This is a genomic window from Bacillus sp. FSL E2-8900 (assembly GCF_037966225.1).
In the GTDB taxonomy this organism is placed as follows: domain Bacteria; phylum Bacillota; class Bacilli; order Bacillales; family Bacillaceae_G; genus Bacillus_A; species Bacillus_A cereus.
Genome location: NZ_CP150193.1, coordinates 100,762 through 115,194, shown reverse-complemented (window position 1 = coordinate 115,194; position 14,433 = coordinate 100,762). Strand labels below are relative to the sequence as shown.

Below are 14,433 nucleotides of genomic sequence, written 5' to 3'. Positions count from 1 at the left end.
ATCCTCCAAAGCATCGTTCAGGAGCAACCTTGATTATAGTAACATTTTGACTCATACAATGTCAACTAAGATTAATTGTTTTTATACAAAATTTATGCCGGAAAATTTTACTGTTCCACATAAACCTCATCGTTTTCTACATTCATGTCATCTTGTGTTGTTTTTACAAGATCCACTTTGCGATAACGATTCATACCTGTTCCAGCAGGAACAAGTTTACCGATAATAACATTTTCTTTTAATCCTAGAAGTTCATCGCGTTTACCCTTAATTGCTGCATCAGTTAAGACACGAGTTGTTTCTTGGAACGATGCTGCAGATAAGAATGAATCTGTTTCAAGTGAAGCTTTTGTAATACCAAGTAGAACAGGTCTAGCTGTTGCTGGTTGCTTACCTTGCAGTAAGACCTTAGCATTCGCATCAGTGAACTGATGGATATCTAGTAATGTTCCTGGTAATACATCTGTTTCACCTGCATCACTTACACGAACTTTACGTAACATTTGACGTACCATTACTTCTACGTGTTTGTCACCAATTTCTACCCCTTGCATACGGTATACTTTTTGAACTTCACGTAATAAGTATTCTTGAACCGCCGTAATGTCCGTTACTTTTAGTAATTCTTTCGGATCAATAGAACCTTCTGTTAACTCTTTACCGTGGCTAATTGGCTGTCCTGGAGTTACTTTCAGACGAGCACCGTAAGGAATAGCATACGTACGAGCTTCAACTTCACCCTGTACAACTACTTCTTGGCGATCTTTAACGTCGTTGATCGCTGCGATAACACCGTCGATTTCACTGATAACTGCCTGACCTTTCGGATTACGAGCTTCGAAGATCTCTTGGATACGAGGTAAACCTTGAGTAATATCATCTCCGGCAACCCCACCTGTATGGAATGTACGCATCGTTAACTGTGTACCTGGCTCACCGATAGATTGAGCTGCGATAATACCTACCGCTTCTCCTACTTCTACGTCTGTTCCAGTTGCTAAGTTACGACCGTAACACTTCTTACATACACCGTGGCGAGTATTACACGTAAACGCTGAACGAATGTTTACAGTTTCAACACCCGAATTTTCAACGATATGAGCGATATCTTCAGTAATTAATTGATTTTCAGCAACTAATACTTCACCTGTTTCAGGATGTTTTACAGTTTTTCTTGCAAAACGTCCAACAAGACGATCATATAATGACTCGATAACTTCATTACCCTCTTTAATCGCACCAATTAATAAACCGCGATCTGTTCCACAATCATCTTCACGAACGATTACATCTTGTGCAACGTCAACAAGACGACGTGTTAAGTAACCAGAATCGGCAGTTTTAAGTGCTGTATCGGCAAGACCTTTACGCGCACCATGCGTAGAGATGAAGTACTCAAGTACTGTTAAACCTTCACGGAAACTCGATTTGATTGGAAGTTCGATGATACGACCAGATGGATTGGCCATAAGACCACGCATACCAGCAAGCTGAGTAAAGTTAGATGCGTTACCACGGGCACCTGAGTCACTCATCATGAAGATTGGGTTGCGTTTATTCAAGGATTTCATCAGTTTTCCTTGGATAACATCTTTTGCATTACTCCAAATAGAGATAACGCGATCGTAACGTTCTTCTTCCGTGATTAAACCGCGACGGAATTGTTTAATTACATTATCTACTTTTGCTTGTGCTTCGTGGAGAATTTCATCTTTTTCGCCTAATACAAGAATGTCAGATACCCCAACTGTAATACCAGCTTTTGTAGAGTACTTGAATCCTAAGTTTTTCATACGGTCAAGCATGCGAGACGTTTCTGTAATTTGGAAACGTTTGAACACTTCCGCAATGATGTTACCAAGGATCTTCTTGCTAAATGGCGCCACTTCTTCGCGACTAGCAATAATTTCTTTAATGTTCGCACCTTTTTCAACGAAATATTTCGCTGGTGTTTCTTTTTCAAGGTTTGAATTTGTTGGTTCATTAATATAAGGGAACGACTCTGGTAAGATTTCGTTAAATATTAATTTACCAACTGTTGTTAATAGAAGCATACTCTTTTGCTCTTCAGTAAATGTTGCGTTGTTTACTGCACTTGCAGCTACTGCAACACGTGTATGAAGATGAACATATCCATTTTGATATGCAAGCAATGCTTCATTTGCATCTTTGAAGACCATACCTTCACCGATTGCACCTTCACGCTCAAGTGTTAAGTAATAGTTACCTAATACCATATCCTGAGATGGAGTAACAACTGGTTTACCGTCTTTCGGGTTCAAGATGTTTTGTGCCGCTAACATAAGAAGACGAGCTTCAGCTTGAGCTTCTGATGATAAAGGTACGTGAACGGCCATTTGGTCACCGTCAAAGTCCGCGTTGTATGCAGTACATACAAGTGGGTGAAGACGGATTGCGCGACCTTCTACTAATGTAGGTTCAAACGCCTGGATACCAAGACGGTGAAGTGTTGGTGCGCGGTTTAGAAGTACTGGATGTTCTTTAATCACAGACTCTAAAACGTCCCAAACTTCAGGTTGTACACGCTCGATTTTACGTTTCGCACTCTTAATGTTATGTGCTAATCCTTTTTCAACTAACTCTTTCATTACGAAAGGTTTGAACAGTTCAAGCGCCATTTCTTTTGGTAATCCACATTGATACATCTTTAAGTTCGGTCCTACAACGATTACAGAACGACCAGAGTAGTCAACACGTTTACCTAATAAGTTTTGACGGAAACGTCCTTGTTTACCTTTAAGCATGTGAGATAGTGATTTTAATGGACGGTTACCTGGCCCAGTAACTGGACGGCCACGACGACCATTATCGATTAATGCGTCTACAGCTTCTTGTAACATACGTTTTTCGTTTTGAACGATGATGCTTGGTGCACCTAAGTCCAATAGACGTTTTAAACGGTTGTTACGGTTAATTACACGACGGTATAAGTCGTTTAAGTCAGAAGTAGCAAAACGTCCACCGTCTAACTGTACCATTGGGCGTAGTTCTGGTGGGATTACTGGTAGAACATCTAAGATCATCCAAGACGGTTCATTTCCAGAGTTACGGAATGCTTCTAATACTTCTAGACGTTTAATAGCACGAGTACGGCGTTGTCCTTGTGCTGTTTTTAATTCTTCTTTTAAGAAGTCTACTTCTTTATCTAAATCGATGTCTTGTAGTAGCTTTTTAATTGCTTCTGCACCCATAGCAGCTTGGAATGTGCTACCATATCGATCACGATATGCACGGTATTCTTTTTCAGAAAGTAATTGCTTCTTATCAAGTGGTGTATCTCCACTTTCTGTTACAACATAAGAAGCGAAATAAATTACTTCTTCAAGCGCGCGAGGGGACATGTCTAAGACAAGTCCCATGCGGCTCGGGATACCTTTGAAATACCAAATATGAGATACAGGAGCAGCTAATTCGATATGACCCATACGTTCACGACGTACTTTTGCACGCGTTACTTCAACGCCACATCGATCACAAACTACACCTTTATAACGTACACGTTTGTATTTTCCGCAATGACATTCCCAGTCCTTTTGTGGTCCGAAAATACGCTCACAGAACAAGCCATCTTTTTCAGGCTTTAACGTACGATAGTTAATAGTTTCTGGTTTCTTAACTTCACCGTATGACCAAGAACGAATCTTGTCAGGTGAAGCAAGTCCAATCTTCATATATTCAAAGTTATTTACATCTATCAAGGGGCCTACCTCCCTTTTAGTCTACAGGTTATCCCAATTATTCCTTAGTTGTCTCAACTTCGACATTCAATTTATCTGCTGATTGATGATCATCGTCATCTTCTGTATCACGCATTTCAATTTCTGTATCGTCGCTAGACATCATTTTAACGTCCATACCTAAACTTTGCAGCTCTTTAATCAATACTTTGAATGATTCAGGAACGCCTGGTTCTGGAACATTTTCGCCTTTAACAATTGCTTCATAAGTCTTAACACGTCCAACAACATCATCAGACTTCACTGTTAAGATTTCTTGAAGAGTATAAGCAGCACCGTAAGCTTCAAGTGCCCAAACCTCCATCTCACCGAAACGCTGTCCACCGAACTGAGCTTTACCTCCAAGAGGTTGCTGCGTTACAAGTGAGTATGGTCCAGTAGAACGAGCATGAAGTTTATCGTCAACCATGTGCGCAAGTTTGATCATATACATGACACCAACAGATACGCGGTTATCGAATGGTTCACCAGTACGTCCGTCATACAGGATTGTTTTCGCGTCATTTGCCATACCAGCTTCTTCAATTGTGCCCCAAACATCTTCCTCACGAGCACCATCGAATACTGGTGTTGCAATGTGAATGCCAAGGTATCTTGCTGCCATACCAAGATGAAGCTCTAATACCTGACCGATATTCATACGAGATGGTACCCCTAATGGGTTTAACATGATATCGATTGGCGTACCGTCTGGTAGGTAAGGCATATCTTCTTCTGGTAAAATACGAGAAATAACACCTTTGTTACCGTGACGTCCGGCCATCTTGTCACCTTCAGAAATTTTACGTTTTTGAACGATATATGCACGTACAAGTTGATTCACGCCTGGTGGCAATTCATCGCCATCTTCACGGTTGAATACTTTTACGTCTAAGATAATACCGCCACCACCGTGTGGTACACGTAGTGATGTATCACGTACTTCACGCGCTTTTTCTCCAAAGATAGCATGTAATAGACGTTCTTCAGCTGTTAATTCTGTTACACCTTTAGGTGTTACTTTACCAACAAGTAAATCTCCATCTTTTACTTCAGCACCAACGCGAATGATACCGCGCTCGTCAAGGTTACGTAATGCGTCTTCCCCAACGTTTGGAATGTCACGTGTAATTTCTTCTGGTCCAAGCTTCGTATCACGAGCTTCTGATTCATATTCTTCAATATGAATAGAAGTGTACACATCATCTTTTACAAGGCGCTCACTCATGATGATCGCATCCTCGTAGTTATAACCATCCCAAGTCATGAAGCCAACAAGCACGTTACGTCCAAGTGCTAGTTCACCTAATTCCATAGAAGGACCATCCGCAAGGATTTCACCTTTTACAACTTCATTTCCAACACTTACGATTGGACGTTGGTTGTAACAAGTTCCTTGGTTAGAACGAATGAATTTTTGCATTTTGTAGCGATCTAAGTCGCCTTTTACTGTTTGACCGTCAACTTCTACATAGCGACGTACCCAAACTTCACGTGCTTCTACGCGCTCAACAACACCAGGATGTTTACAGATTACTGCAGCACCTGAGTCTTTTGCTGATACGTACTCCATACCTGTACCTACAATCGGAGATTCCGGATTCATTAACGGAACCGCCTGACGTTGCATGTTCGCTCCCATAAGTGCGCGGTTAGAGTCATCGTTTTCTAAGAACGGAATACAAGCTGTCGCTGCCGACACTACTTGTTTTGGAGATACATCCATGTAGTCGATGCGTTCTCTATTTGTGACAATGTTTTCACCACGGAAACGAGCTACGATATCTTCACTTAGGAATTCACCTTCGTCAGATAATTTCATATTCGCTTGGGCTACAACATAGTTATCTTCTTCATCTGCTGTTAAGTAATCAACATGCCCTGTTACAAGACCAGTTTCTGGGTCAACACGACGGTATGGTGTTTCAATGAAACCAAACTCATTTACTTTCGCGAACGAAGATAATGAGTTAATCAAACCGATGTTTGGTCCCTCTGGTGTTTCAATCGGACACATACGACCGTAGTGAGAGTAATGAACGTCACGCACTTCAAAGCCTGCGCGCTCACGCGTTAAACCACCAGGTCCTAATGCAGATAGTCTTCGTTTGTGAGTTAACTCTGCTAATGGGTTTGTTTGGTCCATAAACTGAGATAACTGAGAACTTCCGAAGAACTCTTTAATAGATGCAATAACAGGACGAATATTAATTAGTGCCTGTGGTGTAATTGCATTTGTATCTTGGATCGACATTCTCTCACGAACAACACGTTCCATACGAGAAAGACCGATACGGAATTGATTTTGTAACAGTTCTCCAACAGAACGCAGACGACGGTTTCCTAAATGGTCAATATCATCTGTATCCCCTACTTTGTATAGTAGGTTGAAGAAGTAACTGATAGAAGCAAGGATATCACCTGGTGTGATGTGTTTCACATCACGAGTAATGTTTGCATTACCAATTACATTAATTACGCGTTCGCCTTCCGACTCAGGAGCATAAATCTTAATAGATTGCAGCTCAACATCGCCTTCTACCACTCCACCCATTGGTTTCGCTGTTTTGAATCCAATGTTTTTCTCTAAGTAAGGTAAAATGCGATCAAGTGTACGACGATCTAAGATTGTTCCTTCTGCCGCTAAAATTTCACCAGTTTCTGGATCCACTAATGTTTCAGCTAAACGTTGATTAAACAATCTGTTTTTAATGTGTAACTTCTTGTTGATCTTATAGCGACCTACATTTGCTAAATCGTAGCGCTTTGGATCAAAGAAACGAGACACAAGTAAGCTCTTAGCATTTTCTACTGTTGGTGGTTCACCAGGACGTAGACGCTCATAAATTTCAAGCAATGCTTTTTCTGTGCTATCTGTGTTGTCTTTTTCTAATGTGTTGCTTAAGTATTCGTTATCACCTAAAAGCTCGGTGATTTCTTGATCAGAGCCAAACCCTAATGCGCGTAACAAAACAGTTACAGGAAGTTTACGCGTACGGTCAATACGCACATATACAACATCCTTAGCATCTGTCTCATACTCTAACCAAGCTCCGCGGTTTGGAATTACAGTAGCAGTAAAACCACGTTTTCCGTTTTTATCCACTTTGCCACTATAGTATACGCTTGGAGAGCGAACTAACTGGGAAACGATAACACGTTCTGCACCGTTAATTACGAATGTTCCAGTCTCTGTCATGAGTGGGAAATCTCCCATGAACACATCTTGTTCTTTTACTTCACCAGTTTCCTTGTTGATTAGACGCACTTTTACACGAAGTGGTGCTGCATACGTCACATCACGCTCTTTGCATTCGTCTACAGAGTATTTAGGTTCACCTAAGCTGTAGTCGATAAATTCAAGCGATAGATTTCCCGTAAAGTCTTCAATCGGAGAAATGTCTTGGAACATTTCTCGCAAACCCTCATCAAGAAACCACTGATAAGAAGAGGTTTGAATTTCGATAAGATTTGGTAACTCTAATACTTCACTAATACGGGCATAACTTCTTCGTTGGCGGTGGCGTCCGTATTGAACTAGTTGACCTGTCAACTGCTTCACCCCTCAAATCATGAGTATTATAAATGCACAAAAAAATTTGTGCAAAATCACAAATAAATACAACTACTGCTATTAGCGTAGTCTCTTTCTCTTAAAGATAAATACGTTGAGTCTTTCTACCTGCTCAAAAAAGAAAAATGGCTTCTATAAGAAAACCATCATTCTGTTTCATAATCTGCTGATTTTACTATCTTTTCCAAGAGAAACAAAAATATACATCTTTCTCAACGCAGAAAATCATATATTGGCATTGTATAATGTTAACATAGCCAAAAATAACCGTCAACGTTTTTTTGATTTTATGATATAATATCCTTTTTTCTTTTCTACAACCTCAACTTCAGAAAATGCTTCTTCTAGTTTTTTTAGCGCAGACGGTGCACCTTGTTTCTTTTGAATAACAATCCAAAGCTCTCCATCTGGAACTAAATACTCCACAGCTTTTTCTAAAATCTCATGTACGATATCTTTACCCGCACGAATCGGAGGGTTAGATAGAATAGCAGCATACTTACCATCTACATTTTCATAGACGCTACTTTGAAAAATACGTATATTCTCGATTTTGTTATTAGCGGCGTTTTCTTTCGCAAGCCCAAGTGCCCTCTCGTTCACATCCACCATGTGAACTTCACGACCTTGAAACTCTTTCGCTAACGACAAACCAATAGGACCGTATCCGCAACCTACGTCTAATATATTACCTTTAATATCTGGCATTTGAAACGCTTCAATTAAAAGACGGGAACCAAAGTCCACTTCGTTTTTCGAGAACACCCCATGATCAGATAAGAAAGTAAATCGAGATCCACGAAGGGCAAACTCCCATCGCTTACGATCACTTTTACTAGAAGGGTCGTTAGAAAAATAATGGTCTGCCATATGGCCACCTCTTTTCTTTACAGTTAAAAAAAAAGCTCGCATGAGAGCGAGCTTTTTTTAAAGCATCAAAAGTTAATTACTTAACTTCTACAGCAGCGCCAACTTCTTCAAGTTTAGCTTTGATTTCTTCAGCTTCTTCTTTAGCAGCAGCTTCTTTGATTACTTTTGGAGTGTTGTCAACTAATTCTTTAGCTTCTTTTAAGCCAAGACCAGTGATTTCACGAACAACTTTGATAACTTTGATTTTTTGTGCACCAGCGCTAGTTAGTTCCACATCAAATTCAGTTTTCTCAGCAGCAGCTTCTCCAGCGCCACCAGCAACAGCTACAGGAGCAGCAGCAGTTACGCCGAATTCTTCCTCGATAGCTTTTACTAAGTCGTTAAGTTCTAATACAGTCATAGATTTAACTGCTTCAATGATTTGTTCTTTAGTCATTGTAAATATCCTCCCTTAAATAGGTTTGTATTGTTTTATCGATAATACGTAATTATCTTTTAAAAAATTAAGCGCCTTGCTCTTCCTTTTGGTCTGCAACTGCTTTAGTAGCAAGTGCAAGGTTACGGATTGGAGCTTGAAGAACGCTAAGAAGCATAGAAAGTAAGCCTTCACGTGATGGAAGAGTAGCAATTGCTTTAACCTCATCAAGTGTTACAAGTTTACCTTCGATTACGCCCGCTTTAATTTCTAAAGCTTCATGATCTTTAGCGAAGTCGTTTAATACTTTCGCAGGAGCAACTACATCCTCGTTACTGAACGCGATTGCGTTTGGTCCTGTTAAGAATTCATTTAACTCAGCCATTTCAGCAGATTCTGCAGCACGACGAGTTAGAGAGTTTTTGTAAACTTTGAACTCAACGCCAGCTTCACGTAATTGCTTACGTAATTCTGTTGCTTCAGAAACTGTTAAACCACGGTAGTCAACAACGATTGTAGATTTACTAGCGCGAAGTTTGTCCGCGATTTCAGTTACAACTTGTTGTTTAGTTTCGATTACTTTGCTCATGTTATTACACCTCCTGTAGATTATATAGAAGATGTACCGAAAGTGCACTAAAAACCTCCATGCCCAACTTGTAGACATGGAGGCATATAGTCACAGAAAAAAGATTCCGCTTCGTATATTAACACCTAGGTAGGAAATTAAGTCTATTGACACCTACTGTCTACGGTACACTAATTAAATTCACAACATAAATGATTATATTAAAACTTCTTTATGAAGTCAACTTCCAAAATTTACGCTAATGTAGAAACGTCTACACGTACGCCAGGTCCCATTGTAGAAGCAACTGTTACGTTCTTCATGTAAGTACCTTTTGCAGCAGCTGGCTTAACTTTTTGTAAAGTGTCAGCAATTGTTTTGAAGTTTTCTACTAATTTAGCATCTTCGAAAGATACTTTACCGATTGGAACGTGGATGTTACCAGCTTTATCAACGCGGTATTCAACTTTACCAGCTTTGATTTCGTTAACAGCTTTAGTTACATCGAAAGTAACTGTTCCAGTTTTAGGGTTTGGCATTAAACCTTTAGGTCCTAATACGCGACCAAGTTTACCAACTTCACCCATCATGTCAGGAGTTGCTACTACTACATCGAAATCGAACCAACCTTGTTGGATTTTACCGATGTAATCAGTATCGCCTACGAAGTCAGCTCCAGCAGCTTCAGCTTCTTTAGCTTTTTCACCTTTAGCAAATACTAATACACGTTGTACTTTACCAGTACCGTGTGGAAGAACAACTGCACCACGGATTTGTTGGTCAGCTTTCTTAGGGTCAACACCTAAACGGAATGCAGCTTCTACAGTTGCATCAAATTTAGCTGTGTTTGTTTTCTTTACTAATTCTACTGCTTCTGTTGCAGAGTAAGCAGCTGCACGATCAACAAGCTTTGCAGCTTCTACGTACTTTTTACCTCTTTTAGCCATTTTTATTTCCTCCTCGAATGTGGTTTTAGCGGAATAACCTCCCACGTTTACGCCTGTTTTCAGGTATAACCTGAGGATGAGCGCCATCCATTTATTTAAAAACGATAATCATTTACGATAATAAAGGTTGCGAATTGGAATTCCAGACCCGCAACCTTTTTTAAAAACAAATCGAATTAGTCTTCGATAACGATGCCCATACTGCGTGCAGTACCTTCAACCATACGCATTGCAGCTTCTACGCTAGCAGCGTTTAGGTCAGGCATTTTAGTTTCAGCGATTTCGCGTACTTTATCACGCTTAACAGTTGCCACTTTATTACGGTTTGGTTCACCAGAACCAGACTCAATACCAGCTACTTTCTTAAGAAGAACAGCAGCAGGAGGAGTTTTAGTAATGAAAGTGAATGAACGGTCCTCAAATACCGTAATTTCAACAGGGATGATAAGACCAGCTTGATCTGCTGTACGAGCGTTAAACTCTTTACAGAAGCCCATGATGTTAACACCTGCTTGTCCTAATGCTGGACCAACTGGTGGAGCTGGGTTAGCTTTACCTGCAGGAATTTGAAGCTTTACCATTTTAATTACCTTTTTAGCCACGAGACACACCTCCTTAAGTCCGTGATGTGGTCAATTGGACAGTGATTTGCCCTCCCACGTCATATTTTATCTGTAAGGATAAAATCTTTCAAAAAACGTCTCCGATAACGAAGACGTACTGACTTAAAAGATATTATCACTTTTTACAATTCATTTCAAGTTTCATTTTATAATTTTTCAATTTGATGGAAGTCAAGTTCAACTGGAGTCTCGCGACCAAACATGTCCACAAGCACGCTAACCTTTTTCTTCTCCACATCAATTTCTTCAATAGCACCTGTATAATCTGCGAATGGCCCCTCATTTACACGTACTGTCTCATGAAGTTCAAAGTCGAAATCAACCACTTCGTTGTCCATTCCCATATGTTTCATAATGGTAACAACTTCCTCTTCTAATAGAGGTGATGGTTTAGATCCAGAACCAGAAGAACCAACGAACCCAGTTACACCCGGCGTGTTACGTACAACATACCAAGAGTCATCAGTCATGATTAATTCTACTAATACATAACCTGGGAACACTTTTCTTTTCATTAATTTTTCTTTTCCGTTTTTCATTTCTACTTCTACTTCTTCCGGGACAACAACACGGAAAATTTTATCTTGCATACCCATTGATTCTACACGTTTCTCTAGGTTTGCTTTTACTTTATTTTCATATCCAGAATAAGTATGGACAACATACCAACTTTTTTCCATTCATTTAGGACGAGCGTCCTTCCCTCCCTGACGTACATTTTTTTGCGCAAATGAAAAAACCCGTTCACCGGGCTTTTACACAGTTCTTATAAATAACATTATATCATGGATAAGTGCTTCTTATTCAAGAATTAACCAAGAATTAACCGAATTAAAGAAGAAATGCCCATATCAACTACTGCGAAGAAAATCGCAAAGAACACAACTGTAGCAACAACAGTCGCTGTTGAGCGGAGTAATTCATCTTTTTTAGGCCAACTTACTTTTTTCATTTCGCGACCTACATCGCCGAAAAAGTTCGTTAAACGCATCTGCGGGACCTCCAGTGTATTATTTCAATTATTTATTTTGTTTCCTTGTGAACTGTATGCTGATTGCATGTTTTACAAAACTTTTTTATTTCAAGTCGCTCTATTGAGCTCGTATCTTTCATAGTAGAGTAGTTTCGATTTTTACACTCTTCACATGAGAGTACAACTTTTTTCCTCATTAGTTACACCAACCTTGTAACATTATGTCCCTAAAAATGTATCATACAATAAAAGACAATGTCAATGACATGCATTTTGTACTCTCTACAAAAGAAAACAGGTGATTTATTTTACACCTGCAGCACTTGTTACTTCTTATGAATTTAAAGTTGTACTTTCTCTCATTTCCATATATCGTTCCAATTTCCTCTTTACTCTTTGTAAAGCGTTATCAATAGATTTCACATGCCTGTTTAACTGTTCTGAAATCTCTTGATAAGAACGACCATCTAAATATAAAGAAAGCACTTTTCTTTCTAAATCGCTTAATAATTCAGATATTTTTGATTCTATGTCTGTATATTCTTCCTGGCTAATGATCATCTCTTCAGGATCAGTCACCTTCGCTTCAGAAATAACATCCAATAACGTTCGATCAGATTCCTCATCGTAAATCGGCTTATCTAAAGACACATACGAATTTAAAGGAATATGTTTTTGTCTTGTTGCCGTTTTAATAGCGGTAATAATTTGTCGAGTGATACATAGTTCAGCAAATGCTTTGAATGAAGACAGCTTGTCCTCTTTATAATCACGAATTGCTTTAAACAACCCTATCATACCTTCTTGAACAATGTCTTCTCGATCGGCACCCACTAAAAAGTAAGATCTTGATTTCGCACGAACAAAGTTCTTATACTTGTGAATTAAATATTCTAGAGCGTCAGTATTACCTTTTCGAACTAACTCAACGATTGCCTCATCCTCTAAATCACGAAATGTAACGTCGCCTATACTTACGAAGCCTGCTTCCACCTTGATCCCTCCGACCGCTATTTATTTAGCAATATTATACAGTAAAAAGATAAAGAGCGTCAATGCTTCAACGCTCTCCTCTTCTTAATTTTTCTAATTTTTCTGTAATATCCTTACTAAATATCTTTCGCATGGCGGGCTGCTGTTCTTTCGCGTCTTTTGTACGCCTTCTTACTTGTTGTTCCATTGCTTGTACTTCCAACTCTAATTCACGCGCAGATTTTCGAAGGGCACCTTGCGCAAATATAACCCATTGTTCTGTATAATCAGAAGTCGCAACATATATTTGTGTATTTATATTTCTAAGCTCTATCGCAAGTTGCTCTATCTTTTCGTCTGCAGTTTGATTCTTTCGTGTGAATATTACTTCTACACGAGATTGTTTCATCTTTTTTTCAATACCATGGACTGTATAGGCATCAAAGACTATCATCACTTTTGTGCCTGTATAACCTTGATAATCCGCCATCTTATCAATAAGCGCATCTCTTGATGATTGTAAATCTACATCCCGCAGTTTCTTCAAATCTCCCCAAGCTCCGATAATGTTGTAGCCGTCAACGATTAAAATATCGTTCATTTTTTATTTACCAATTTCGTGACGTTTACGATATACCTCATACATTAACAAACTTGCGGCTACTGAAGCATTTAAGGATGTAACTTTACCAACCATCGGTAGAGTGATTAAGAAATCACACTTTTCACCAATAATACGACTCATACCTTTTCCTTCACTACCAATTACTAATCCAATCGGCATTGTACCATCTAAATTACGGTAATCCGTTTTTCCTTTGGCATCTGTACCAGCAATCCAAAGTCCACGCTCTTTTAATTCATCAATTGTACGAGATAAGTTTGTTACGCGCGCAACAGGAATGTATTCAATCGCTCCTGTTGATGCTTTCGCAACTGATGCGGTAAGTCCCACAGCTCTTCTCTTCGGAATAATAATTCCATGAGCTCCTGTTGCATCAGCAGTACGCATAATAGAACCTAGGTTATGCGGATCTTCAATCTCATCTAAAATCAAGAAGAACGGATCTTCATTACGTTTTTCTGCCACTTTGAATAAATCTTCTAACTCTGCATACTGATATGCAGCTACTTGAGCAATTACACCTTGATGATTACCCTCAACTAATTGATCTAACTTTTTCTTTGGTGCATGTTGTAAAATAATCTTATTTTCTTTCGCTAATGCTAGTACAATTTGTACTTGTCCTTTGGCAGCACCTTCTGCGATCCAAATTTTATTAATATCTCTCCCTGATCTTAACGCTTCAATTACAGGGTTACGTCCGATAATATATTCACTAGTCATGATGATGTGCCCCCTTCCTTTTCTTCTAAAACTGCTATTGCCTTATATACAATTTCGTCTAATCTTTCACGATTATTTAATAAATGATGGTAACCAATTAGCGCTTCAAAGGCTGTACTATGTCGATATGTTTGTACATCCGTATTTTTCGGAACTGTACCTGAATTTGCATTACGCCCTCTTCTTAATACCGCCTCTTCTTCCTCTGTCAAAAATGCCGTCTCTAATAAATGATAAACAACTTTCGCCTGTGCTTTTGCTGAAACAAAGCTCGTCCCTAAGCGGTGTAATTGATTAGGTCGAACTTTTCCTTTTTGAAGGAGGTGATAGCGGATATATTGTTCATATACCGCATCACCCATATACGCTAACGCCAAGCTGTTTAATTGCTTTGCATCGATCATCC

General features: G+C 39.3%; 14 protein-coding genes and 1 other annotated feature. All 14 genes read right to left on the bottom strand.

The features are described from left to right. Window positions 1-107 precede the first annotated feature (107 nt). Window positions 108-3,719 carry a DNA-directed RNA polymerase subunit beta' gene (gene rpoC, locus NST90_RS00575; protein ID WP_000567939.1) on the bottom strand — a complete coding sequence of 1,204 codons (3,612 nt, stop codon included), beginning with the start codon at window positions 3,717-3,719 and terminating at the stop codon, window positions 108-110. A 37-nt stretch (window positions 3,720-3,756) separates the two neighbouring features. Next, entirely contained in the window at window positions 3,757-7,290 is a 3,534-nt protein-coding gene (rpoB, locus tag NST90_RS00570) for a DNA-directed RNA polymerase subunit beta (RefSeq protein WP_000147553.1), read from the bottom strand. Window positions 7,291-7,581: 291 nt separating this feature from the next. Beyond that, complete coding sequence (locus NST90_RS00565) at window positions 7,582-8,181, bottom strand: class I SAM-dependent methyltransferase (protein ID WP_000763264.1); 600 nt, start codon at window positions 8,179-8,181, stop codon at window positions 7,582-7,584. Between the two features lie 76 nt (window positions 8,182-8,257). Then, window positions 8,258-8,617, bottom strand: a complete 360-nt coding sequence (gene rplL, locus NST90_RS00560) for a 50S ribosomal protein L7/L12 (RefSeq protein WP_000159736.1) — start codon at window positions 8,615-8,617, stop codon at window positions 8,258-8,260. Between the two features lie 67 nt (window positions 8,618-8,684). Further along, window positions 8,685-9,185, bottom strand: coding sequence for a 50S ribosomal protein L10 (gene rplJ / locus NST90_RS00555; protein ID WP_000048716.1), 501 nt, complete (start codon window positions 9,183-9,185; stop codon window positions 8,685-8,687). Window positions 9,186-9,224: 39 nt separating this feature from the next. Beyond that, window positions 9,225-9,369 (bottom strand) — a sequence feature (ribosomal protein L10 leader region). 49 nt (window positions 9,370-9,418) lie between these two features. Next, a complete protein-coding gene (gene rplA, locus NST90_RS00550; protein ID WP_001987630.1) occupies window positions 9,419-10,111 on the bottom strand; it encodes a 50S ribosomal protein L1 in 693 nt (230 codons plus the stop codon). A 176-nt stretch (window positions 10,112-10,287) separates the two neighbouring features. Beyond that, entirely contained in the window at window positions 10,288-10,713 is a 426-nt protein-coding gene (gene rplK, locus NST90_RS00545) for a 50S ribosomal protein L11 (RefSeq protein ID WP_001085872.1), read from the bottom strand. 167 nt (window positions 10,714-10,880) lie between these two features. Further along, complete coding sequence (nusG, locus tag NST90_RS00540) at window positions 10,881-11,414, bottom strand: transcription termination/antitermination protein NusG (protein ID WP_000415794.1); 534 nt, start codon at window positions 11,412-11,414, stop codon at window positions 10,881-10,883. A 131-nt stretch (window positions 11,415-11,545) separates the two neighbouring features. Then, complete coding sequence (gene secE, locus NST90_RS00535) at window positions 11,546-11,725, bottom strand: preprotein translocase subunit SecE (protein WP_001241323.1); 180 nt, start codon at window positions 11,723-11,725, stop codon at window positions 11,546-11,548. Between the two features lie 32 nt (window positions 11,726-11,757). Further along, complete coding sequence (gene rpmG, locus NST90_RS00530) at window positions 11,758-11,904, bottom strand: 50S ribosomal protein L33 (protein WP_014481927.1); 147 nt, start codon at window positions 11,902-11,904, stop codon at window positions 11,758-11,760. A 136-nt stretch (window positions 11,905-12,040) separates the two neighbouring features. After that, window positions 12,041-12,700 carry an RNA polymerase sporulation sigma factor SigH gene (locus NST90_RS00525; RefSeq protein WP_000387193.1) on the bottom strand — a complete coding sequence of 220 codons (660 nt, stop codon included), beginning with the start codon at window positions 12,698-12,700 and terminating at the stop codon, window positions 12,041-12,043. Window positions 12,701-12,767: 67 nt separating this feature from the next. Beyond that, complete coding sequence (locus tag NST90_RS00520; protein WP_000997880.1) at window positions 12,768-13,280, bottom strand: NYN domain-containing protein; 513 nt, start codon at window positions 13,278-13,280, stop codon at window positions 12,768-12,770. A 3-nt stretch (window positions 13,281-13,283) separates the two neighbouring features. Next, window positions 13,284-14,027: a 23S rRNA (guanosine(2251)-2'-O)-methyltransferase RlmB gene (rlmB, locus tag NST90_RS00515; RefSeq protein ID WP_000200237.1), complete on the bottom strand. Its 744-nt coding sequence runs from the start codon at window positions 14,025-14,027 to the stop codon at window positions 13,284-13,286. Then, entirely contained in the window at window positions 14,024-14,431 is a 408-nt protein-coding gene (locus NST90_RS00510; RefSeq protein WP_000564261.1) for a Mini-ribonuclease 3, read from the bottom strand. The genes rlmB and NST90_RS00510 overlap by 4 nt, the downstream gene beginning before the upstream one ends. Window positions 14,432-14,433 lie beyond the last annotated feature (2 nt).